Source organism: Halomonas sp. PAMB 3264, assembly GCF_031954245.1.
Classification (GTDB): Bacteria; Pseudomonadota; Gammaproteobacteria; order Pseudomonadales; family Halomonadaceae; genus Vreelandella.
Genome location: NZ_CP134866.1, coordinates 2,207,190 through 2,227,613, shown reverse-complemented (window position 1 = coordinate 2,227,613; position 20,424 = coordinate 2,207,190). Strand labels below are relative to the sequence as shown.

General features: G+C 63.0%; 22 protein-coding genes. 8 read left to right on the top strand and 14 right to left on the bottom strand.

The window, feature by feature from the left end; all coding sequences use genetic code 11:
- Nucleotides 1-251: 251 nt before the first annotated feature.
- Nucleotides 252-659, top strand: coding sequence for a DUF4019 domain-containing protein (locus RN347_RS10040; RefSeq protein WP_311958105.1), 408 nt, complete (start codon nt 252-254; stop codon nt 657-659).
- Between the two features lie 34 nt (nt 660-693).
- Here RN347_RS10040 and RN347_RS10035 read toward each other — a convergent pair whose 3' ends face one another.
- Nucleotides 694-1,437 (bottom strand): class I SAM-dependent methyltransferase, encoded by a 744-nt coding sequence (locus RN347_RS10035; protein ID WP_263586934.1) that lies wholly within the window; start codon nt 1,435-1,437, stop codon nt 694-696.
- A gap of 282 nt (nt 1,438-1,719) precedes the next feature.
- On the opposite strand from RN347_RS10035, the gene RN347_RS10030 reads away from it, so the two are divergent.
- A complete protein-coding gene (locus tag RN347_RS10030) occupies nt 1,720-2,139 on the top strand; it encodes an MAPEG family protein (protein ID WP_263586935.1) in 420 nt (139 codons plus the stop codon).
- Here RN347_RS10030 and RN347_RS10025 read toward each other — a convergent pair.
- Both RN347_RS10025 and RN347_RS10020 read right to left on the bottom strand, forming a co-directional pair.
- Nucleotides 2,108-3,067 (bottom strand): helix-turn-helix domain-containing protein, encoded by a 960-nt coding sequence (locus RN347_RS10025; protein WP_311958103.1) that lies wholly within the window; start codon nt 3,065-3,067, stop codon nt 2,108-2,110. The two genes, RN347_RS10030 and RN347_RS10025, sit on opposite strands and share 32 nt — an antisense overlap.
- 61 nt (nt 3,068-3,128) lie before the next feature.
- Nucleotides 3,129-3,710, bottom strand: coding sequence for an isochorismatase family protein (locus RN347_RS10020; protein WP_311958102.1), 582 nt, complete (start codon nt 3,708-3,710; stop codon nt 3,129-3,131).
- A 189-nt stretch (nt 3,711-3,899) separates the two neighbouring features.
- On the opposite strand from RN347_RS10020, the gene RN347_RS10015 reads away from it, so the two are divergent.
- Nucleotides 3,900-4,214 (top strand): antibiotic biosynthesis monooxygenase, encoded by a 315-nt coding sequence (locus RN347_RS10015; protein WP_311958101.1) that lies wholly within the window; start codon nt 3,900-3,902, stop codon nt 4,212-4,214.
- On the opposite strand, the gene RN347_RS10010 is transcribed toward RN347_RS10015, so the two are convergent.
- Both RN347_RS10010 and RN347_RS10005 read right to left on the bottom strand, forming a co-directional pair.
- Nucleotides 4,211-4,813, bottom strand: coding sequence for a VTT domain-containing protein (locus RN347_RS10010; protein WP_311958100.1), 603 nt, complete (start codon nt 4,811-4,813; stop codon nt 4,211-4,213). The genes RN347_RS10015 and RN347_RS10010 overlap by 4 nt on opposite strands.
- Before the next feature lie 14 nt (nt 4,814-4,827).
- Nucleotides 4,828-5,640 (bottom strand): DUF1206 domain-containing protein, encoded by an 813-nt coding sequence (locus tag RN347_RS10005; protein ID WP_311958099.1) that lies wholly within the window; start codon nt 5,638-5,640, stop codon nt 4,828-4,830.
- A 174-nt stretch (nt 5,641-5,814) separates the two neighbouring features.
- Between RN347_RS10005 and RN347_RS10000 the strand changes: the two genes are divergently transcribed.
- Nucleotides 5,815-6,690, top strand: a complete 876-nt coding sequence (locus RN347_RS10000) for an AraC family transcriptional regulator (protein WP_311958098.1) — start codon at nt 5,815-5,817, stop codon at nt 6,688-6,690.
- Here RN347_RS10000 and RN347_RS09995 read toward each other — a convergent pair.
- Nucleotides 6,649-7,239 (bottom strand): LysE family translocator, encoded by a 591-nt coding sequence (locus tag RN347_RS09995; protein ID WP_311958097.1) that lies wholly within the window; start codon nt 7,237-7,239, stop codon nt 6,649-6,651. The two genes, RN347_RS10000 and RN347_RS09995, sit on opposite strands and share 42 nt — an antisense overlap.
- 202 nt (nt 7,240-7,441) lie before the next feature.
- Between RN347_RS09995 and RN347_RS09990 the strand changes: the two genes are divergently transcribed.
- A complete protein-coding gene (locus RN347_RS09990; RefSeq protein ID WP_311958096.1) occupies nt 7,442-8,311 on the top strand; it encodes a methylated-DNA--[protein]-cysteine S-methyltransferase in 870 nt (289 codons plus the stop codon).
- Between the two features lie 24 nt (nt 8,312-8,335).
- Entirely contained in the window at nt 8,336-8,848 is a 513-nt protein-coding gene (locus RN347_RS09985) for an O-acetyl-ADP-ribose deacetylase (RefSeq protein WP_263586944.1), read from the top strand.
- Here the strand turns inward: RN347_RS09985 and RN347_RS09980 are convergent.
- From RN347_RS09980 to RN347_RS09950, 7 genes are all read right to left on the bottom strand, one after another.
- On the bottom strand, nt 8,829-9,659 hold the full coding sequence (locus RN347_RS09980) for a phosphodiesterase (RefSeq protein WP_311958095.1): 831 nt from the start codon (nt 9,657-9,659) through the stop codon (nt 8,829-8,831). The two genes, RN347_RS09985 and RN347_RS09980, sit on opposite strands and share 20 nt — an antisense overlap.
- Nucleotides 9,652-10,716, bottom strand: a complete 1,065-nt coding sequence (locus RN347_RS09975) for an ABC transporter ATP-binding protein (protein ID WP_311958094.1) — start codon at nt 10,714-10,716, stop codon at nt 9,652-9,654. The genes RN347_RS09980 and RN347_RS09975 overlap by 8 nt, the downstream gene beginning before the upstream one ends.
- A gap of 38 nt (nt 10,717-10,754) precedes the next feature.
- Nucleotides 10,755-11,543 (bottom strand): ABC transporter permease, encoded by a 789-nt coding sequence (locus RN347_RS09970; protein ID WP_263586947.1) that lies wholly within the window; start codon nt 11,541-11,543, stop codon nt 10,755-10,757.
- On the bottom strand, nt 11,540-12,424 hold the full coding sequence (locus RN347_RS09965) for an ABC transporter permease (protein ID WP_311958093.1): 885 nt from the start codon (nt 12,422-12,424) through the stop codon (nt 11,540-11,542). Before RN347_RS09965 ends, RN347_RS09970 begins: the two co-directional genes overlap by 4 nt.
- A gap of 2 nt (nt 12,425-12,426) precedes the next feature.
- Nucleotides 12,427-13,440: an ABC transporter substrate-binding protein gene (locus RN347_RS09960; RefSeq protein ID WP_311958092.1), complete on the bottom strand. Its 1,014-nt coding sequence runs from the start codon at nt 13,438-13,440 to the stop codon at nt 12,427-12,429.
- Complete coding sequence (locus RN347_RS09955; RefSeq protein ID WP_311958091.1) at nt 13,433-14,473, bottom strand: LacI family DNA-binding transcriptional regulator; 1,041 nt, start codon at nt 14,471-14,473, stop codon at nt 13,433-13,435. The genes RN347_RS09960 and RN347_RS09955 overlap by 8 nt, the downstream gene beginning before the upstream one ends.
- Nucleotides 14,474-14,591: 118 nt before the next feature.
- Nucleotides 14,592-15,512 carry a glutaminase gene (locus RN347_RS09950; protein ID WP_263586951.1) on the bottom strand — a complete coding sequence of 307 codons (921 nt, stop codon included), beginning with the start codon at nt 15,510-15,512 and terminating at the stop codon, nt 14,592-14,594.
- 341 nt (nt 15,513-15,853) lie between these two features.
- Here RN347_RS09950 and RN347_RS09945 point away from each other — a divergent pair, with 341 nt between their 5' ends.
- Together RN347_RS09945 and RN347_RS09940 are read left to right on the top strand one after the other, a co-directional pair.
- Nucleotides 15,854-18,229: a S8 family serine peptidase gene (locus tag RN347_RS09945; protein ID WP_311958090.1), complete on the top strand. Its 2,376-nt coding sequence runs from the start codon at nt 15,854-15,856 to the stop codon at nt 18,227-18,229.
- Between the two features lie 98 nt (nt 18,230-18,327).
- On the top strand, nt 18,328-19,815 hold the full coding sequence (locus tag RN347_RS09940; RefSeq protein ID WP_311958089.1) for a cobyric acid synthase: 1,488 nt from the start codon (nt 18,328-18,330) through the stop codon (nt 19,813-19,815).
- 8 nt (nt 19,816-19,823) lie between these two features.
- On the opposite strand, the gene RN347_RS09935 is transcribed toward RN347_RS09940, so the two are convergent.
- Entirely contained in the window at nt 19,824-20,261 is a 438-nt protein-coding gene (locus RN347_RS09935) for a RidA family protein (protein WP_263586954.1), read from the bottom strand.
- Nucleotides 20,262-20,424: the final 163 nt, after the last annotated feature.

Sequence of the window (20,424 nt, the reverse complement as noted above, 5' to 3'; positions counted from 1 at the left end):
TTGAAGGCTGGCTGGGTTACATACCGCCGATCACCGAAAGCGGTATGCGAGAAGGCGTGAGAGGCGCTGCCCGCTCAATACCCTAGTGACAACGCTTGGCTAAAGCAAATACGGCGCTTGCCAGCGCCACCTGCGCCGGCTGAATTAAACAGGGTCAACGCTTTGCACGTTGAAAGGCGTTGTCACGAGCTAAAGCCCGACGCCGCACGACCGATAAACAGAAGACACCCTTTTCCACACGAGCCCCCTTTATGCCTACTTCGCACCGTACCTTAATGGCGGCTTTCGCTTTATCCATACTACCCGCCCACGCCGTTGCCCATAGCGACCCGGCCGAAACCGCGGTGATGGCCTGGCTTGCCAGCATCGACAGCGGAGAGTTCGAGAAAGCCTGGGAGTCGGCGTCGCCGCTTCTACAGCGCCCGCTATCGCCGGATATGCTGGCGCGCACCGTTGAGCTTGCGCGAAAAGACATGGGGCCGGTGGAGTCGCGCCACCCGCTGCGCGTGGTCAGCGACACCTCCATGCCTGGTGCGCCGCGCGGGGATCTCAAGATCTTTACCTTTCAAACCAGCTTCGCCAACAAGCAGGTGACCGAGACCGTCACGCCGCACTTCGAGGATGGGGCCTGGCGGGTGAGCGGCTACTACGTGCAGTAGCCGATATTCTCGGGTTCGCCCTTGGCATACATGGTTAGTTCTTGACGCACACGAACAGCGCGTTGCCCGTTTCGCCGTTCCAGGGCGTGATCGCCTGGAAATCATGCTCGAACACCTCGACGGTAAAGTAGGGCGTTAGCAGCGCAATAAGCTCTTTGAAGCTCACGGCGACCATGGCGTGTTCGTCGACCCAGCGCTCGCTCTGTCCGGCGGTGGTTTTCTCGATACAGAGTTTTAGCGACTGACGCTCGCCTTTACCCGGGTAGTGCCAGCCCGAGCTGAACGTGAACGTCTCCTCTTCCCGGCGCGCGGTGTGTTTGACCGAAAGGGCGTTGTCGATCTTCTCCTTGTCCACGGCATTGAAGCAGATTACGCCGCCCGCCTCGAGCGCGCGCCAGGCGCTTTCGATGCACGCCTTTAGGCGCTCGACATCCGCGTTGTAGTGAATCGAGTAGAGAAAACAGGTGATCAGATCCTGCGGCTCACCGACGACGAAGTCGCCCATGTCCTGATGGCTGAAACGCGCCTCGGGGCAGCGCCTGGCGGCCTGCGCCAGCATGGGCGGGTTGAGGTCGAGTCCGATGCTATCAAAGCCTGCGTCGAGAAAGTGGCGCACGTGGGGGCCGGTGCCGCAGGCCAGATCCAGATGGCGACGCCCGCCGTTGCCGAAAAGCTGATTCAAGCGCTGTACGGCGCGGCTCTGCGCCGGGTAGTCGATCTCCTCGCACATGACGTCGTAGTAACGGGAGAGGTCGGTATACAGGGCGTTGGCAGACATGACAGGCAGCGCTCGAAAAGGGGGTGGCGCATGGTAAACGAGCGCTTTGGATTTGAGAAGGGCGGTGTCAAAAGGCCCTCAGAATGGGCAATCGCCGCTTACGTTCCCATATTTGGTGTGAAGCGCATGCTGACCGCGAGCCGGTTCCAGCCGTTCATGGCGATCACCTCTAAACACCAGCGGTGTTTTCTCCGCTGGTGCCAGGGTCAGCTATGCTTACAGTGGCTTTGAGCCGTGGTGGGGTTTGCCGCGGCGGCCATCAACCGACCCAAGGAGGTCATCATGGATGACGCCGTTTACTGGTACGCCGTGGCGACGGTGCTGCTGTTTGTGAAGATGTGGGCGACCGGGCTGTACCAGGGGTATCACCGTATTACCAAAATGACGTTCAAGACCCCGGAAGACGCGCGCATGGCGGGGAAGGAGCCGTCCAGGGAGGAACTTCCTCAGGTGCAGCAGGCGAGTAAGGCCTGGTCCAACGACCTGGAGAATATCCCCATCTTTTTGGCCTTGGGCGTAGCCTACGTGCTGGTCGGGGCGTCGCCCGGGCTTGCCATGTGGTTGTTCATGGTATTCACCGCGGCGCGCTACGCGCATACGCTCGCCTATCTTGCACGCCTTCAGCCCTGGCGCACCATCGCCTACGGCGTGGGGCTTGTGTGTATGATCGTTATGGCGATTCAAATTCTGTTGGCGCTGTAATCGCCATTGGCTGGTCGCGGCGCCACTCGCCGGGCGGGCGTGTCTCCACGCGCGCCCAGCAGCGGCGAAGTTGCCGTTCGTCGCCAAAGCCGGACTCTTCGGCGATGCGGTCGAGTGTCCAGGCGGTTTCAATCATTAGGGTTTTGGCTCGCTGTAGCCGCAAACCGCTGATGTAGTCGCTCATCTGCATGCCGGTCAGCTGTTTGAACTGACGCCGGAAATGTCGCTCGCTCATGGCGGCTTGGGACGCCAGCACCTCCGCCCGCCAGGCCTTCGCGGGGGCGGCGCATATAGCGTCCTGCACACGGTGAATACGCTCATCCACGTGATTACGGCCTTCGAGCCAGGCGCCGAGCTGGGGCTCCTGACCGCTGCGGCGCAAATAAAGAACCATCTCGCGCGCCACCGAAAGCCCCAGTGCGTGGCCGCCCATACGGGTCAACCAGTGCAGCATGGTATCGATGCCCGTGGAAATGCCCGCGCTGGTCAAGTAGCGCCCGTCTTCGATGAAGATACAATCGCCCTGCACGCGGGCCCCAGGCGCCTTCTCGCGCAGCTGATCCAAAAGGGTATGGTGGGTGGTGCAGCGGCGGCCGTCGAGCAGGCCGGCCTCGGCCAGCAACAGCGTACCGGAGCACACCGTCATCATGGTATCGACCTGGTTAACGTTGGCTCTCAGCCACTCGATACACGCCCGCTGAGCTAACGGGTCGACCGCGCTGCGATACTGACCGGGGATTAGTAGCAGGTCGTGGTGCGAAAGCGCGGTCGGCAGCGGCGCGATGCCGCCGAGGGTAAGAGGCCCTAGCCACTCGAGCGCCGTGCTCGGTCCCAGGTAGCTGATCTCGATTCTCAAGGAGAGGCGCTCAGCGCAGTGCAGTACCTGAAGCGGGCCGATCAGATCGAGCGGCACTTGGTCTGGCATCATCAGCACTGCCACCCGTAGTGGGGCATTCCCACGTGCGGGCGGCGAATTCAGGGGTCGAAAGCTAGTCACGCCGGGTTTGCCACTCATCGATCATGTTTTGAGTATCGATGATACGCGCAAAGCGGCCCTCCAGCACCAGCTCCGTGCGCGCCTTGATATCCTCGGCGGACCAGGTCACACCGTGGCGCGTCATGGGAAACGTGAGCGTGGCGTCGCTGACGAAGTCGACTTCGAAGCCCAGATCCGAGGCGACCCGCGCGGTGGTTTCGCAGCACTGCTCGGTACGAATACCGCTAATCGCCAAGCGATAGATGGCGCGCTCGCATAGCCATTGTTCGAGCCCGGTATCGCTAAACGCGTTATGTACGCGCTTGTGAAAGGTAATCGCCGTGGGGTCATCAAAGCCGTCGAGCGGTTGAATCATCCCCTGGTCGGGGTCGAACGGCCCTTGGCTTCCCGGCGCTTCATGGAAAATGCGCACCACTGGAATACCCTCAGCGTGGGCAGCATCGAGCAGGGCGCGCTGCTTCGGCTTCCAGGCATTGGCCAGGCTCTCGACCCAATACTCCTTGGCAGGAAAGGAGGCCTGAACGTCGATCAGAAGCAGGGCGGTCGCGGCGTTTGAAGCGTTGGTAGGTGCCATGGTGAACCTCTTGATTTGAGTGAGGTTCCAGCTTAACGAGGCGCTGTCACTACGACGAGACAACTCACGGCCACAAACCGGACGAAAACGGCCATTGCGCCTTTCGGCGCAGGATGCTCGATTTCGGGTTGGCGCTCCCATGTGCGATGGATAGGATGACGATTTCAACACGCCCAGCGAGAAGCCGCCATGCTGCTAGCCGCAACGCCCGAACCTCCGTACTACGCCGTGATCTTTACCTCGACGCTTACCGAGCACACCGAAGGTTACGAGGTAATGGCCGCGCGCATGGTCGCGCTCGCCGCCGAGCAGCCGGGATTTTTAGGCGTGGAGTCCGCACGCGAGGAGGTAGGCGTGACGGTCTCCTACTGGGCGGATATCGAGTCGATCAAGGCGTGGAAAAGTCACGCCGAGCACCAGGAGGCGCAGCGGTTAGGCCATCAGCGGTGGTATCGCCATTTTCGCACCCGCATTGCCAGGGTCGAGCGCGACTACGGAGTCTAGGACGACATAATCAGTCCCGCTAGAAACTGCAGCAACAGAGTCAACAGCAACACCGACAGGCCGACCACAACGCTGGTCAATAGGGCGTGGCGCTTCCAAAGCACCAATACCCGATGGCCGAAGCGGCTAACCAGCCAGGCCAGCCCATAGTAGCGAAGCCCGCGAGCGATCAGGGCCGCCAGCACGAACAGCAGCACCGGATAGTTCGAAAGCCCGGCGGTGATCATGGCGACCTGAAACGGAATCGGCAGGATACCGATGGCCAGAATGGCGGCGAAGCCGTACTGATTGAAAAACGTCTGGAAGGTCTGAAAGCTCTGCTCGATTCCCATGAAGGCGATGAACCAGGTGCCGATCGACTGAAAGAGCAAAAGCCCCACGCCGTAGCCGACCAGCGAGGCCAACAGGCATCCGGCGGTGGTGACCGCGGCCAGTCGCCAGATGCGCTCACGGTTGGCGGCCATCAGCGGAATCAAAATGAGTTCGAGCGGAATGGGCAGAATGATCGTTTCAAGAAACGACAGCGTACCCAAAAGCCAGAGCATGTTTTTGGAGCCGTTAAGGCGCGCAAGCCACGCTTTGGTACGCTTCGATGCCATGGCCATGTGCGTTTCTACATCCCCGGGTTGATGCGGCGATAGATACTCGCGAGCACACTGTAGGCGCCAAAGGCGAACAGCCCGATGGCCACGAAAGCCAGCAGCCACTGACCGAAGGCCTGGGTGCGAAGTGCGCTAAACACCTCTTCGGTACCGCCGGCTTCACTGGGGTTGATATGATACGCCGCCATGATGAAAAAACCGCCGACAATCAAAAATACGATGCCTCTTATGACCAAACCGAAGCGGCATACCGGGTACGCCCAGCGTTTGGTGGATTCAGGCATGTCGAAGTGTTTGTCGAACTTGGCTTTTGCGCCCTTGAGGCAGTGGGCCACCCCGGCGCCAATCACACAAAGCCCTACCAGCCCCACCAGGTAGCGGCCAAACGGCTGCTCGAAAAGCCAGCCCACTGCGCCCTGGGAGCCGCCGGACCCGCTTGAGGAAGATCCGCCAAAACGAAAGATCAGGCTGGCGGCATAGAACGCCAGCAGCGTATGGGTGACCGCGCTGATCAAAAGTCCTGCACGAATGGCGAGCCCCTTGGGGTCGGTGCCGTGATTGTCGGCGTCCTTGATCGCCTGAATACAGCGCCACATGGCGTAGCCCACAAGCCCCAACGCGATTAGCCCTAGCAGCACCTGGCCGAACGGCGCGCTCAGGAGACGCTCGAGTGCGCCGCGGCTGCCTTCGGTTTGCCCGCCCTGGCCGAAAGCGGCCAGCGCCGCCAACCCCCCGACGAGCAAATAGACGATACCGCGTGAGGCGTAGCCCATACGGGCGTAGAGCTGAATGGCGTCTTTATGATCGGGCGTGTTATGAGCCACGACGTCCTCCTGACTAAAATGGCGACGCTTCATAGTCCTGTATGAAGCCGGTGCCCCGAGCTGGGCGCTTGAAAACCTACCCTGTAGGGTAGGTGATCGAGCGCCAAAGGACTAACGCTTTCGGCATGGGCGCTTTTGTCACCCGGTCACGACTCATTTTCGAAAGGTACGGTAATGAACGCATCGACTCCTCTTTTCTGGCGTGACCCGCGTTTGCCTCAGGTAGAGCTTCGCTGCATCAGCGATGCTCGCCAAGTCGCCTACGCACTCCATAGCCATACTCACTGGTCGCTCGGCGCGGTCACACAAGGGAGAAGCTCGTTCTACTATCGAGGCGATACGCACCCCATTCGCGCGGGGGATTTGGTGCTGATGAATCCTGGTTGGGTGCACGCCTGCAACCCCATCGAGCATGAGCCCTGGGCGTATATGATGCTGTACGTGGAGGTCGCTTGGGTGAGCGAGCTACGCTATCGCGCGGGGCTCTCAAGCGGCCCGGAGTGGCAGGATATTGCCACGGCGGTACTGTCAAAGCCCGCGCTCTACCGCCGTTACCGGCGTATGGCGACGTGTTTGAGAAGCGACAAGGCGAGCCTCGATGAAAAACGCGCGGCGCTTACCGAGACACTTTTGCCGGTGCTGACACATTTGGCGATGACCCCTGCGCGCTCACCCGTGCACGTGCCGGCGGCGCTGGAGCGCCTGGCCGCGTATCTTGACGATCACGCGCAAGAGGCGCTCACGCTCGAGCGGCTATGCCACGTGAGCGGCTACAGCGAAGGGCACCTGATTCGAGGCTTCAAACGCCATTACGGCATGACGCCCAGAGCCTATCTGATCAATCGGCGCGTCCAGCTGGGGCGCGAATGGTTAAACCAGGGCCACTCCATCGCAGAGACGGCGCTGGCGCTAGGCTTCAATGACCAGCCCCACTTTCAGCGCACCTTCAAGCGGCTACTCGCTGCCACGCCGCATCAGTATCGAACGCCTTCAACGTCGAAGCCTTCGTTAGTCCAGCACGATGAACAGACAGCTCACGGCCAGCAGTAGCGCAAGCACACGGTTGATCACGACCAAAAGGGTCGGATTGCTCACGTAGCGCTTCAAAAACGCCCCGGCGTAAACCCAGCAAGAAAGCGATAGCCAGCAGATGGGAAGATAGAGCGCGGCAAACAGCAGCGTCAGCTTGGCGCTGGCGCCGGTGTAGGCGCTGATGCCGGAGGCACAGGCAAGCCACGCCTTGGGATTGAGCCACTGCATCACCGCGCCGGTCCAGAACCCGGGGGCTTTGGCGGGCGCACGGTGGGAAAGCCTGCCGTCATCCAGTGCCAGTTTGGCGCTCAGGTAGAGCAAAAATGCCACGCCTGCCCATCGCAGCAGGATTTCCAGCATTGGCCAGTGACGCAAAAGCGAATAAAGCCCGGCGCCTACGCTTAGAAATAGCGCGATGAAGCCAAGCGTGGCGCCGGTCACGAATACCAGGCCGCGCGCAATGGGGTAGTGAGTGCCGCTGCTCAGGCACACCAGGTTGACCGGCCCCGGCGAGATGGAGGCCGCCAGTGCAAAGGCGGACATGGGCAGCAGTAGCGAGATGCTCATGGTGATGATTCCATGGTGGAGAAGAGGGCCAGAGTATTTCAATGCCAGCCCCCTGAGTATTGTAAAAAATTGAGGTGGCGCCGCGGCGCTGTCGCATTGTGTGAAAGCGGAATGGTTCAGGGTTGAAAGGAGCGCAGGATTCGGGTCGGCAGCCGGTCACAAGGCGCTTAGACTTCGAAGAGCAGAAACAACGGAGCGGGCAATGGACGAGTACGGGCGGATCGAAAAGGCGATGGCCTACATGGTGGACAACGCGGCGAGCCAGCCAAGCCTTGCCGAGGTGGCCGCTCACGTGTACTGGAGCCCCGCGCACTTTCAACGTGTTTTTCGCCGCTATGCCGGCATTTCGCCCAAGCGTTTTCTACAGGCGCTGACCCTTGAGCGCGCCAAGCGCCTGATGGCCTCGACCGATTCGCTGCTTCAGGCCGCCCATGCGGTGGGGCTGAGCGGCGGCTCCCGGCTTTACGATCACTTCGTCTCGCTCGACGCGGTGACCCCGGGCGAGCACAAGCAACAGGGCGATGGCCTCACCATTCGCTACGGCGTTCACTCAACCCCCTTTGGCGCGGCGCTGGCGGCCACCACCGAGCGGGGTATCTGCCGGCTGGGGTTTATCGGCGCCAATGGAATGGGCGAGCAGCTCGCCGGGCTAACCGCTACGTGGCCCAAAAGCCAGCTAATTCACCAGCCCGAGGCCACGCGCTACGTGGTGGAGGCGCTTTTCGACGGCGCGTTTGGTGACGCGCGAGCACTGTCGCTGCACGTGGCGGGCACCAATTTTCAGGTTGCGTTATGGCGCGCGCTGCTCGCGATTCCCGCCGGGGAGCTTGTAAGCTACGGCCAGCTGGCCAGGGCGCTTGGCAAGCCCGGCGCCTCAAGGGCGGTCGGCAGCGCCGTTGGGGCGAATCCGGTCGCGCTCTGGATCCCATGCCACCGGGTGATCCAGCAAAGCGGGGCGCTGGGCGGCTACCGCTGGGGCGTGGCGCGCAAGCAAATGGTGCAGGCCTGGGAGAGCAGCCAGCAGAGTGCGAAAGAGGGCAGCCCCGGGTTGGGTCAGCTATCGTTAACCTGAACGAGTTAAACAAGGGAGAGCCCCATGAACGTCGATGCGATTCAGGCCGATATCACGACACTCGATGTTGATGCGATCGTCAACGCCGCCAACCAGTCGCTGATGGGCGGCGGCGGGGTGGACGGCGCGATCCACCGCGCCGCCGGACCCGAACTCAAACAGGCGTGCCGCACGCTCGGCGGCTGTGAGACAGGCGATGCCAAGCTAACCGACGGCTTCAGGCTACCGGCTCGCTATGTGATCCACGCCGTTGGCCCGGTATGGAACGGCGGACAGCGCGGCGAGGCCGAGAAACTCGCCGGCTGCTACCGCCGCGCGCTGGAACTCGCCGCGTCCGTCAATGCCCGCTCCATCGCGTTTCCCAGCATCAGTACCGGTATTTACCGCTTTCCCATCGAGCGTGCCGCCGAGGTCGCGGTTGAAACGGTCAAGGCGGCGCTGAGTGAACACTCGACGGTCGAATCGGTCACGTTTTGCTGCTTCTCGGAAAGTGACCTGGCGGTGTATGAGGCGCTGCTCAATCGATCAGCCCGTTAGCGTCGAAGAACGGGTAGGGGCCGGGGTAGCGCTCGATGAACCCCTGGTGGGTGATCAGCCCGCTTTGCGGGGTATAGGCGTGCAGCAAATAGCCCGGCGGCTCCAGCTGAAAGTGCGCCGGCCCATCCATGCTTAGATCCAGGCTCACCTGGTGCGACACCCCCGGGCAGCTGAGTGCGAGAGTACCGCCAAAGCGCGCTTGCAGGCTGCGATGCAGGTGCCCGCACAGCACGCGCTCGACCTGCGGATGGCGCGCGATCACCGTTTCGAACGCCCCGGCATCGAGCAGTGGCTGACGATCCATATGGTCGATGCCGCTGACAAACGGATGGTGGTGCAGCATGACCAGCGTCGGGGTGTCCGGGCGCTTTGCCAGGGTAGCCTCCAGCCACGCAAGGCTTGCGGCATCGAGCTCGCCGTGGGGCTTGCCGGTTACCAGCGTGTCCAGGCCGATCAGGCGGATCGGGTAGTCGTCAATTACCCAGTGCAGATATTCGGGGTGCTGGAACAGGTAGCGATGGCTCTCAAGCGCCTCGCGCAGGTTGGCGCGGTGATCGTGGTTGCCGGGAATGACGTAGAAGGGCCGCGTCAGCGCCTCGGTCAGCCTGGTGAACGTGGCGTACTCCTCGGGATGGCCAAAATCGACCAGATCGCCGCTGATGAGTACCAGATCCGGGCGCGGTGTCAACGCGTTGAGCGTGTCGATCGCTTGGGTCAGGGCACGCGCCGTATCGACCTGGCGGTAGGAGAGCTTGCCGCCGGCCTTGATATGCGGGTCGGTGATCTGGGCAATCAGAAAGGGCTTATCCATGCGCGCTTGCTCCGCTGGCCGATGGGTGAAACAGCGCCTGCTCCGGGATCATCAGGCCGATTTCACTGCCCGTCGGCCAGCTTTGGCGTGACGAGACGCGTACCGATAGCGTCGTGTCATTGCCGGTATCCACTGCCAGCTGCTGCGCCTGGCCCAGAAAAACGCTCTCGATGATGCGGCCCTTGAGCTGGGCGTTCTCGATGGGCACCACCTGGATGTCTTCCGGGCGGCAGTAAAGGGTGTTGGCCGTGATCAGGTGCGGGGCGCGCAGCGTGCCGCCGGGTACGCAAAACGTGCCGTCGGATACCTGCGATTGCACCGCGAGGCGGTTGACTGCGCCGATGAAGTCCGCCACGAACGCGTTGGCGGGCTGGTGATAGATCTCGCGCGGGCTGCCGAGCTGGGCGATGCGCCCGGCCTGCATCACGGCGATGCGATCGCCGAGCGCCATGGCCTCGTCCTGGTCGTGGGTCACGTACACCGCAGTGATGCCGAGCTCGCGCAAAAGCGCACCGATCTCCAGGCGCAGCCGGTCGCGAAGCTTGGCGTCGAGTGCGGCCAGCGGCTCGTCGAACAGCAGCACGCGGGGGCGCACGGCAATCGCCCGGGCCAGCGCCACGCGCTGCTTTTGCCCCCCGGAAAGCGCACCGATCGAGCGCTCGGCGTAGCCCTTTAAATCCACCATCTCCAACACCTCCGCCAGGCGACGGTCGATCTCGGCGCGGGAAAGCTTTTGAATGCGAAGCCCGTAGGTAATGTTGTCGGCCACGTTCATGTTGGGAAACAGCGCGTAGTTCTGAAACACCATGCCGACATCGCGCTTCTCGATGGGCAGGGCGGTGACATCACGCTCGCCGAACTGCACCTGACCGCCCGGGTCCGGGCGCTCCAGGCCGCTGATGATTCTGAGCGTGGTGGTCTTGCCGCAGCCCGAGGGGCCCAAAAGCACCAACGTTTCGCCCGCCTTGATGTGAAGATCCAGCGGCTCAAGGGCGACGTGCCCGCCGGCGAAGGTGCGGCTGCACCGGGTCAGCGTGATACTCGAGGATAGGGACATGATCGCTCTCTAAAACGTATTCAATGGAAGGGGCGGGGTTAGCGGCGCGGCCCGGTCAGCTTTCCGGCCCACTGGATCATCACCAGAAGCGGCACGATCATGAGCAGAAACACCAGCGTGTAGGCGGAACCCACTTCCAGGCGCATCGAGGCGTAGCTGTCGGCAAGGCCGACCGGCAGAGTCTTGGTGAGCGGAGTGTGCAGCATCCAGGTGATGTTGAACTCGCCGATCGAAAGCGTGATCACCATCAAGGCCCCGGCCAGAATGCCGCTGGCGCAGTTGGGCACGACCACGCCGAAAAAGCGCTGCCAGGGGCTCGCCCCGAGACTCGCCGCGGCTTCCTCCAGAAGCGGCAGGCGGGCGGTGTGCATCACCGAATGCACCGCGCGCACCATGAACGGCAGAGTGAACAGCACGTGGCCGATCAAAATGAACAGCCAGCTCGAGCGAAACTCGCGGAAGCTGCCGTAGGCCAGCAAAAGCGCCAGCGCTGTGGCAAGCCCCGGTACCGCCACCGGCAGCAGCAGAAGTTCCTCGATGGCGTGCGCGACGCGGTGGCGGCTTCGCAGAAGCCCGTAGGCCGCCGGCACACCGATCAACGTGGTGATGACCAGACACGCCAGCGCCAGCTTGATCGAAAGCCAGATGGTGTCCGAGTAGAGCACCCACACCTCGCTGACCCAGCGCAGCGTCAGCCCGCTTTGCAAGCCCTGAAAGTAGTTCTCGGTCAGCCCCGCCATGACCGACATGGCGATGGGCACGATCATGAAAAGGCAGACCAGCAGGGTGAACCCCAGCTGCAGTGAAAAACGCAGGCGCTGACTCATACCGAGGCTCCCAGGGCGTTGCTCGCAAGCTTTCGCGCTAGCGCCAGCGCCGCCCAGGTAATCAACCCAAGCACCACTGAAAGCGCCGCCGCCATCGCGAAGTTGGCGTAGTTGGTGAATTCGCCGTAGATGTTCAGCGGCAAAATGGGCAGCCGCGTCCCCAGGGTGAAAGCGGTGCCGAAGGCGCCCATGCTGGTGGCGAAGCAGATCGCGCCGGTGGAGAGCAGCGCCGGGGCGATGCCGGGAATGATCACATCGCGCATCACCCGCCAGTGGCTGGCGCCGAGCGAGCGCGCGGCCTCCTCCAGGCTCTGATCGAGGTTGTCGCAGGCCGCCATCACGGTGGTGATCACCCGCGGGATCGAGAAGTAGAGATAGCCGATGAACAGGCCCAGCAGCGAGTAGGCAAACACCCAGCGCTCACCGAATAGCCACAGGCTGGTCTGCGCCAGCGCCCCCTGGCGCCCGCCGAGCATGATGACCAGAAAACCCACCACGACGCCGGGAAAGGCGAGTGGGAAGGTCAGGATCGCCACCAGCAGCGATTGGCCCGCAAAACGGTGGCGCGCTAGAAAGAAACCGGCGAAGCCGGCAATCCCGACCGCCGCGACCGACACCGCCAGCGAAAGCGTGACGGTGGTCGCCAGGCTGATCAGGTACTGGCGGTGGGTCAAGAGCGTCAGGTAGGCGCTAACGCCGCTGGCGCGATCCACCTCCGCCCCCATCAGCAGAAGCCGCGAGAACGGTAGTAGCCAGAACGCCGTGAAGATGGTCAGCGCTGGCACCAGCGCGACCAGGGTAATCAGCTGCGCCCGGCGGGAGGTGCGCCGGTGTCGGTCGAGAAAAGCAGCCCCGAAGGGCTGCTTGAGTGTGGCGGACATGATCAGCGAACCTCCGAGAGATACCGCTCGGAGAACTCGCGCTGCGCCTGCGCCATGGCCGCGTAATCCACCGCGCTTGCGCGGGCGTAGTCGCTGTCGGGCAAAAACACCTGACGCGCTTCGTCGGAGATCGCCTCTTCGCGTACCGGGCGCAGGTAGGCGTCGGCCCACACCGCCTGGCCCTCGTCAGATAGCACGAAATCGAGCACTTCGCGGCCGTTGTCCGAGTGGGGCCCGTTCTTGACCAGGCTCATCACGTAGGGCACCACGATGCTGCCCTCTTCGGGAATCACGAACTCGACGTTGGCGCCATCGCTGTAGCGGGCGCGGTAGGCGTTGAAGTCGTAGTCCAGCAGGATTGGAATCTCGCCGGAAAGCACGCGCGCGTAGCTGGTCTGCTTGGGCACGATGGGGTCGTTGTCGGCAAGCGCGTTGAAGTAGTCGATGGCCGGGGTGAAGTCCTCGAGGTCGCCGCCGAGGGCCAGGTTCACTGCGGTGGCGCCTACGTAACCGACGAAGGCGCTGGCCGGGTCGAGATAGCCGATCATGCCGCGATAGGCCGGGTCGAGCAGGTCCTCCCAGGAAGTCGGCACCGGCGCGCCGTCGAGCGCATCGACGTTGACCATGAAGCCGAGCGTGCCGGAATGGATGGCGAACCAGTTGCCTTCCGGGTCTTTCAACCCCTCCGGAATCTCGTCCCAGTGCTCGGGCTGATAGGGCTCGACCACATCGGCTTCCATGGCCTGAATACCAAAGGTGACCCCGTAGTAGACCACGTCCGCCACTGGACTCTGCGCCTCGGCGACCAGCTGGGCCAGCGACTGGCCGGAATTCTTGTTGTCCTGGGGCACCTGGATACCGGTTTTCTCTTCGATCAGCTCAAGCTGGGCGCCCCAGTCCGCCCACTCAGGCGGGCAGTTGTAGCAGATCGCGGTAGTGGCGCCTTGCGCCGCGGCAAGGCTCGAGACACCCGTCAGGGCGGTGGCAAGCAGCAGACGTACGGGAGTGTTACGCATGGTGAGAACCTCGTTGGGTCGAACAGAGAGCAGTGATGGCAACAGGAGGTGCCACGCTTTCGCCTTCGCGCAGGGTGTAGGGCAGAAGCGGTGGCGCGGGTTGCTCGCCTTCGAGCAGAGCGAGCAGGGCGTTGACGGCCTCGCGGCCGATGTCGGCGCGGGGCTGCTCGATGGTGCAAAGCGAGGGGTAGAGGCATTTGCCAAGGGCAATCCCGTCGAACCCCATGATTGAGACGTCGCCGGGTACCTTGACCCCGGCGCGGGTGAGTTCGCCGATCAGGCTGATGGCGAGCAGGTCGTTGGTAGCGATCAGTGCGGTGAGGGCATTTGGGCCTTCGAGCTGGCTTTTGATCGGGGCGAGTTCGGCCCGGGTATGGCGCGGCATCTCGAGCAAGGCGCGCGGCGTAAGCCCCGCGTTCTGCATCATTTGGCGGTAGCCCTCGAAGCGCTGGCGGGCCCGGTCGGATTGCAGAAGCGGCCCGGCCACCATGCCGATGTGGGTGTGGCCGAGATCGATCAAGTGGCGGGTGGCCGCTTCGCTGGCAGCGCGGTTATCCACGCCAATCGAGGGAAAGCCGCTTTCGCCCGCCGGGTTATAGACCAGCAGGCAGGGCGTGGACTCCCGGCGCAGTGAGGTGAGTAGCGGGCTCTGGTCGGCATCCGCCACGGTCAGCACGAGCCCATCCACCCGCTGACGCAACATCGACTCGACGATGTCACTCTCGCGGGCCGGGTCGTACTCGCTGGTGGTGATCAAAAGCGAAAAGCCGCGCTCGCGGGCGGCGACCTCCATGGCCTGAAGCTGCTCGGCGAACACCGGGTTGTCGAGGCTCGGCACCATGACGCCGATCATCCGGGTGGCCTGGGCGCGCAGCTGACGTGCCACGGTGTTGGGCCGAAAACGCAGCTCCCGAGCGGCGGCCAGGACCTTTTCGCGGGTCTGGTCGCGCACTAGTTCAGGGCTTGAAAAGGCGCGTGCCGCAGTGGCCCGAGAGACCCCTGCACGCTTTGCCACGCTCGCTATATCCGCCATCGGTCATCCTGTGTCGAAAAATGAGATCGATCTCATTGGTGATCACAGAGGCTAGCGGTGCTTCATGACAACGCCGTGTCGGTTGGATGTCCGTTTTAAAAAAACGGGAAAGGTTAAATTAATGCCCAAACACCGACCAGCCGGTGCGCTGGACGAACATCTCCAGTGCCCGGGCGCCCAGCAAACTATTGCCGTAGGTGTCGAGACCCGGCGACCAGACTGCCAGCGACCCGCGCCCTGGGGCGATGGCGAGAATGCCTCCGCCGACGCCACTTTTGCCCGGAAGCCCCACGCGAAAGGCGAACTCTCCGGAGGCGTCGTAATGGCCGCACATCATCATCAAGGAGTTGATCCGCCGCGCCCGCTGGGGCGAGACCACGCGCAGGTTGCTGGGCTTGTTGACCCCGTTCGAGGCGAGAAAGAGCCCGGCGTGAGCGAGCTGCTCGCAGCTCATGGCGATGGCGCACTGATGAAAATAGGTGCCCAGCACCTTGTCGACATCGTGGCGAAGGCGCCCGAAGGCCTTCATGAAGTGGGCAAGCGAGGCGTTGCGGTCCTTGTGCGCCATCTCAGAAGCGGCGACCTGGCGGTCGAAGCAGATACTCGTATCGTCGGCGATATAGCGCACGAAGCTTAGAATCTCGGCAAGCGACTCCCGCGGTTCGTGCCCCATCATGATCGCATCCACCACGGCGATCGCACCGGCGTTGATGAACGGATTACGCGGCTTGCCGCCTTCGTGTTCGAGCTGAACGATAGAGTTGAACGGATCCCCCGAAGGCTCACGGCCGACATTGGCCCACAGGCCGTCGCCGAGCTTGCCAAGCCCCATGGTGAGCGTGAACACCTTCGAAATGCTCTGAATCGAAAACGGCGTGGCCGCGCACCCGGCCGAGAAGCGTTCGCCCTCGACCGTGGCCAGGCTGATACCGAACTGATGAGGGTCGACCTCGGCGAGCTGGGGAATGTAGTCGGCGACCTTGCCGCGCTCGGTTTCACGAGCGAGCTGTTCGGTGATGTCGTTTAAAAGCGTTTGCATGGCTGGCGATCGATGGCGTAAAGGGCCAATTACCCTAGCCGAAACCGCGCAGCTTGTCTGCCCAGCGGTCGGTGCAAGGCTTGCCGTGGGTCGGTAGTGAGCGTTTGATGAAAGCGGCTTGAATGACCAACCGGTGATTCATTAAAAAGAATTATAGGACCGAAGAGGGGGGATGCTCATTATTTGACGAAATATCCCCATTTAAAGGCCTAACTCTTTTAAATGGTCTAATAAAAATGGGCTAGATTGGGCGCACTAAATGCGAGAGTGACACCGTCGGGGTTTGAGGTACGGCGTTGGACGTTCTCCTGCTCGCCGTCACGCTCATTCAAAGGGCTCCCATGAAAATCTCGAATGTTCATTTGCCTGCCGCGCCGTTCAAACCTCGCTCGCTGGTCGTCGCGGTCGCACTGGCGTTTTCCGCCGTTTCACTTGCCGGCTGCAGCTCCGGCGGCGGTGGGGGAGGTGGCGCCCCGGATGACTCCTCTACCGGCATTTACCAGCCCGAGCCTGCCCCCGCCCCGGTTGAACCGCCTCCTGCGCCTGCACCTGCCCCTGCTCCGGTTGAACCGCCGCCGATCGAAAAGCCGCCGGTCAGTCGGGTGCCCGTGGAATCACCCACGGATGAAGCGCCTTCCAATCGATATCCCATGATCGAGCCGCTGGGTGTGCGGGTCGGCATCGTCGATAGCGGCTTCGATATCGACCGTATCCTCAATAACGATGTCGTGATCGACAGCCTGAACGTGCATACCGGGCTCAAGGATGTAAGCGGCGGCAATGAGTGGCACGGCAGCGTGGTCGCCTCGACTATTTCCGGCGGTCAGCTCGGTAACGCCCGGCTGGATCTGATCAAGGTAGAAGATGCCAGTGGAACGACCTATAGCAGTACGCTGGATTACGGCATTGGCGAGGCGGCGCTTCGCGGGGCGCGGGTCATCAATACCAGCTTCTCGCGGCGGCTGGAGGCCAGTGACCCGCGGCTGAGCTTTAACGGCGTTTCGACGAATGAGTCCTATCAGCGTGTCGTTAATGCCAACGATGGCAAGGGCGCGGTGTACGTCGTCAGCGCCGGTAACAGCGGCGCGGCAATCGATACCCAAGGCAAACCGCTGTATGCAAGCCAGCCGGCGCTTTTCGATATGACGCTGATTGCCGTGGGCAGTGATGAGCAGGGCAATCTGCACCCGTTGAGCAGCTTTCCAGGCGACGATGCCCGGCTACAGTCGCGCACGCTGGCCGCGCCTTTCGTCAACCGTCAGGTGGGGGCGCAGGGCACGTCCATTTCGGCGCCCCGGGTGGCGGAGTACGCTGCGGGAATCATCGCGCGCTGGCCTCACCTGACAGCGCAGCAGGTGAGCCAGCGCCTGCTGGAAACCGCGCGCCGCGACAGCGCACTGTTTGGCCAAAACAGCTGCGGCGCCTCAGGCACCGCCAACTGTGGTTTCTTCTATTTAGGCCAGGGGGCCGCCGATATCGACGCGGCACTGGCGCCTGCCGGCGAGCTGGTCGTTCCCAGCGGCGAGAGCGTGGCACTTGGCGGTGAATCTGCCAGCGCCTCCTTCGCCCAGCTCTCCGGCGCCTACGGCGACGCACTCGCCAGTACCCAAGCGCTTGAAAACGTTGCGGTGTTCGACGCGCTGGGGCGCGACTACGCGATCGACCTGAGCGGCAATGCTCAGCCGCGCAAAGCGTACGATGACCAGCTGCGCAACAGCATGGAGCGCGTTGCCAGCGCTTCGGTTCAGGCGGTCGATACACAGTTCATCGACAGCGGCGCTTATCAGTTCACGGCGAGCACGGATAGCGCTGGCACCCCGCTTGCGAGTCGTTTCGACGTGGACTTCGGCGCGGCGGGCCTCGGCACGGCCGGTCTCGGCGCGGCTGGCTTCAGCGCTTTTCGCTTCGACGGCGATCAGGCAAGCCCGATGAGTGGCTACGCCGAGTCGTCGATGATGCCGATGATCTCCTTTCAAGGCGGCTCGGCGCTGACCCAAGGGCTCGATAGCGTCAGCGGCGTGCAAACCCGCTACGCGCTGGGCGAGCGTGTCGAGGTGAGCGCCTCGCACTGGGCCGGCGACGTCGAAGCTTCCAAGGAGAGCCGCTACCGCTCGAACCGCTCGGATATCGGCGCCTCGTTCACACTGACGCCGGCGCTGAGCCTCGCGACCCATATTGGCCGGCTGAACGAGCAGGAAGGACTGCTTGGCGCTCACGGCACCGGCGCACTGAGCCTCGGGGAAAATAACCACATGACGTTTGCTGGCGTCGAACTTCAAATGGTGTTGGGCAGCGGCTTCAGCGGGTTCGCCGAATTCGAGCAGGCCCGTGGTAATGCCGGTGGCAGCGGTTTGCTGGCAAGCGTCGATAACATCGTGGCTCGTGAAATGGCGCTGGGCGCGCAGTGGCAGGGCCAGGGGGCGCGCGCCGATGAACGGCTGGCGCTGAGCGTTCGCCAGCCGCTGCGCATCGAGAGTGCAGATGCCAGCGTCGAGGTGCCGGTCGGTCGGCACCTCGACGGCACCGTGGTGCGCGAAACCCGTGAGGCGTCGCTGTCGCCTTCCGGGCGTCAGGTGGACATCGAGCTTGGTTACGCTTTCGCCAGTAGCGAACATAACGAGTGGCAGGTGAATCTGCTGCACACCCTCGAGCCCGGCCACGACGCCGACGCGCCCGACGATACGGCGGCGGTGGTCAACTACCGCTACCGCTGGTAGGTACGAAGCCGCTCCATGCCCCCCGTGGCGGGCGCCTCGGCCATTGCCAGCCCCGCCGTCAGTCGCTAGAGTGCGCCCTTTTAACCAAGGGCGCATGCATGGCCACGCTGATGATTCAGGGCACGACCTCGGATGCGGGTAAGAGCACGGTGGTGGCCGGGCTTTGCCGGGTGCTGGCGCGCCGCGGCGTATCGGTGGCGCCCTTCAAACCCCAGAACATGGCACTCAATAGCGCCGTGACTATCGACGGAGGCGAAATCGGCCGCTCCACCGCGCTGCAGGCGATGGCGGCGGGGGTAGCGCCTCACAGCGACATGAACCCGGTGCTGTTAAAGCCCGAAAGCGACCGTGGTGCCCAGGTGATTCTGCGCGGCCGCGTGCATGGCCATATGGACGCGCTCGACTACCACACCTTCAAGCGCACCGCTTCCGAGAGCGTCATGGCCGCCTGGGAGGCGCTGAGCGAGCGCTTCGACGTGATCATCGCCGAAGGCGCGGGTAGTCCCGCCGAGATCAACCTGCGAAAAGGCGATATCGCCAATATGGGCTTCGCCGAAGCCGTCGACTGCCCGGTGCTGCTGGTCGGCGATATCGACCGCGGCGGCGTGTTCGCCCAGCTCGTCGGTACGCTGGCACTTTTGAGCGCGTCCGAGCAGGCCCGCACTCAAGGCTTCATCATCAACCGCTTTCGCGGTGATATCGGCCTGCTCGGCTCCGGCCTCGAGTGGCTCACTCAGCACACCGGCAAGCCGGTCTTCGGCACGCTGCCGTATCTCACGGGCCACCTGCTCGACGCTGAGGACGCTATCGCCGGGGTTCAGGCCGAAAAAAGTGCCCAAACGCTGAACGTGGTGGTGCCCAGGCTTCCTCGCATCAGCAACCACACCGATTTCGACGCCTTACGCCTGCACCCCCAGGTCACGTTGAGCTTCGTTCAGGAAGGCGAGCCGATTCCTCCGGCAGACGCCATCATTCTGCCCGGCAGCAAGAGCACGCTGAGCGACCTTGGCTGGCTCAAGCGAAATGGCTGGGAGGCGGCGATTACTCGCCATCTGCGTTACGGCGGGCGCGTGCTGGGGATCTGCGGTGGGTTTCAAATGCTCGGTGACTGGGTCGAGGACCCGCAGGGGCTCGAAGGGCCCGCCGGGCGCGTACCGGGGCTCGGGCTTTTGGCGCTCACCACGACCATGGCCAAAGGCAAACAGCTTCGAAACGTGGACGGAGTGATGATCGAAGAGGGCGTGCGCGTGAGCGGCTACGAGATCCACAACGGCGTTAGTCACGGCGCCGCGTTGGAGCGCGCGCTGTTCGATCTGGGCAGTCATCTCGACGGTGCCATAAGCGAAGATGGCCAAGTGCTGGGCACTTACCTTCACGGGGTGTTCGACGGCGCCGAGGCGTGTCAGGCGCTGCTTGCGCGGCTGGGGCTCGCATCGAGCAGTGCGGTCGACTATAGCGCCCATCGCGAGCGCGAGCTGGAACGCCTGGCCGACACGCTGGAGGCGCATCTGGATATCGAGCGAATTCTCGACATACTCGAAAACGCGCCTTCGAGCAAAGGCCAGGCTCGAAGGCGTTTGGAATAGGGAAGGGGTTATTCCGGGCCGGTATCCGAATCGGGCTGGGGGTTGCCTTCTTTCTGTGAGCGTCGGCTGCGGCTCGCCATCAGCGTGATCTCCACGTTGCTGCCCTTGCACAGGCGGCTCGCCTCGGTGCAGGTACGCGCCGGGTACTGGCCCGCGTCGAAAAATTCGGCGTAGACGCTGTCGAGTTTGCTGATCTCACCAAGGTCGGTCATGTGAATATCGACGCGGACCACATCGCGCCACTCAAGCTCTTCCTGGCGCAGCATGCGCTCGAGCTCGCGCATGATACGGTGGGTCTCCTTGGCGACGTCGCCGATGACCTGATCCTCTTCGACGATATCGGCAATGGTCAGTCCGGAAATGAACACATACTGGTCATCCACCACCATGTGGCTGCCGGGAAAATCGGGTTTGGGCAGGGTCGGGTCGTTGATGAACTGGGGCACGGGCTCTCCTTGTCGGCCTGGGGGATATTGCGTTCTGTGCGACCAGCCTGGCACATGAGCGCTTGCTTTGCGTGATCGCTCTGGCACCCAGGCGCGGTTTGCTCTAGGCTTGCGAGCCTTGAACGGCGCTGCACGCGCGCCGATGTTGGTCAGAAATAAGCAC

What these genes read in the sequence shown, in the direction of transcription:
- RN347_RS10040 (WP_311958105.1), top strand. Translation starts at nt 252, where the DNA reads ATGCCTACTTCGCACCGTACCTTAATGGCGGCTTTCGCTTTATCCATA.
- RN347_RS10035 (WP_263586934.1), bottom strand. Translation starts at nt 1,437, where the DNA reads ATGTCTGCCAACGCCCTGTATACCGACCTCTCCCGTTACTACGACGTC.
- RN347_RS10030 (WP_263586935.1), top strand. Translation starts at nt 1,720, where the DNA reads ATGGATGACGCCGTTTACTGGTACGCCGTGGCGACGGTGCTGCTGTTT.
- RN347_RS10025 (WP_311958103.1), bottom strand. Translation starts at nt 3,067, where the DNA reads ATGATGCCAGACCAAGTGCCGCTCGATCTGATCGGCCCGCTTCAGGTA.
- RN347_RS10020 (WP_311958102.1), bottom strand. Translation starts at nt 3,710, where the DNA reads ATGGCACCTACCAACGCTTCAAACGCCGCGACCGCCCTGCTTCTGATC.
- RN347_RS10015 (WP_311958101.1), top strand. Translation starts at nt 3,900, where the DNA reads ATGCTGCTAGCCGCAACGCCCGAACCTCCGTACTACGCCGTGATCTTT.
- RN347_RS10010 (WP_311958100.1), bottom strand. Translation starts at nt 4,813, where the DNA reads ATGGCATCGAAGCGTACCAAAGCGTGGCTTGCGCGCCTTAACGGCTCC.
- RN347_RS10000 (WP_311958098.1), top strand. Translation starts at nt 5,815, where the DNA reads ATGAACGCATCGACTCCTCTTTTCTGGCGTGACCCGCGTTTGCCTCAG.
- RN347_RS09995 (WP_311958097.1), bottom strand. Translation starts at nt 7,239, where the DNA reads ATGAGCATCTCGCTACTGCTGCCCATGTCCGCCTTTGCACTGGCGGCC.
- RN347_RS09990 (WP_311958096.1), top strand. Translation starts at nt 7,442, where the DNA reads ATGGACGAGTACGGGCGGATCGAAAAGGCGATGGCCTACATGGTGGAC.
- RN347_RS09985 (WP_263586944.1), top strand. Translation starts at nt 8,336, where the DNA reads ATGAACGTCGATGCGATTCAGGCCGATATCACGACACTCGATGTTGAT.
- RN347_RS09980 (WP_311958095.1), bottom strand. Translation starts at nt 9,659, where the DNA reads ATGGATAAGCCCTTTCTGATTGCCCAGATCACCGACCCGCATATCAAG.
- RN347_RS09975 (WP_311958094.1), bottom strand. Translation starts at nt 10,716, where the DNA reads ATGTCCCTATCCTCGAGTATCACGCTGACCCGGTGCAGCCGCACCTTC.
- RN347_RS09970 (WP_263586947.1), bottom strand. Translation starts at nt 11,543, where the DNA reads ATGAGTCAGCGCCTGCGTTTTTCACTGCAGCTGGGGTTCACCCTGCTG.
- RN347_RS09965 (WP_311958093.1), bottom strand. Translation starts at nt 12,424, where the DNA reads ATGTCCGCCACACTCAAGCAGCCCTTCGGGGCTGCTTTTCTCGACCGA.
- RN347_RS09960 (WP_311958092.1), bottom strand. Translation starts at nt 13,440, where the DNA reads ATGCGTAACACTCCCGTACGTCTGCTGCTTGCCACCGCCCTGACGGGT.
- RN347_RS09955 (WP_311958091.1), bottom strand. Translation starts at nt 14,473, where the DNA reads ATGGCGGATATAGCGAGCGTGGCAAAGCGTGCAGGGGTCTCTCGGGCC.
- RN347_RS09950 (WP_263586951.1), bottom strand. Translation starts at nt 15,512, where the DNA reads ATGCAAACGCTTTTAAACGACATCACCGAACAGCTCGCTCGTGAAACC.
- RN347_RS09945 (WP_311958090.1), top strand. Translation starts at nt 15,854, where the DNA reads ATGAAAATCTCGAATGTTCATTTGCCTGCCGCGCCGTTCAAACCTCGC.
- RN347_RS09940 (WP_311958089.1), top strand. Translation starts at nt 18,328, where the DNA reads ATGGCCACGCTGATGATTCAGGGCACGACCTCGGATGCGGGTAAGAGC.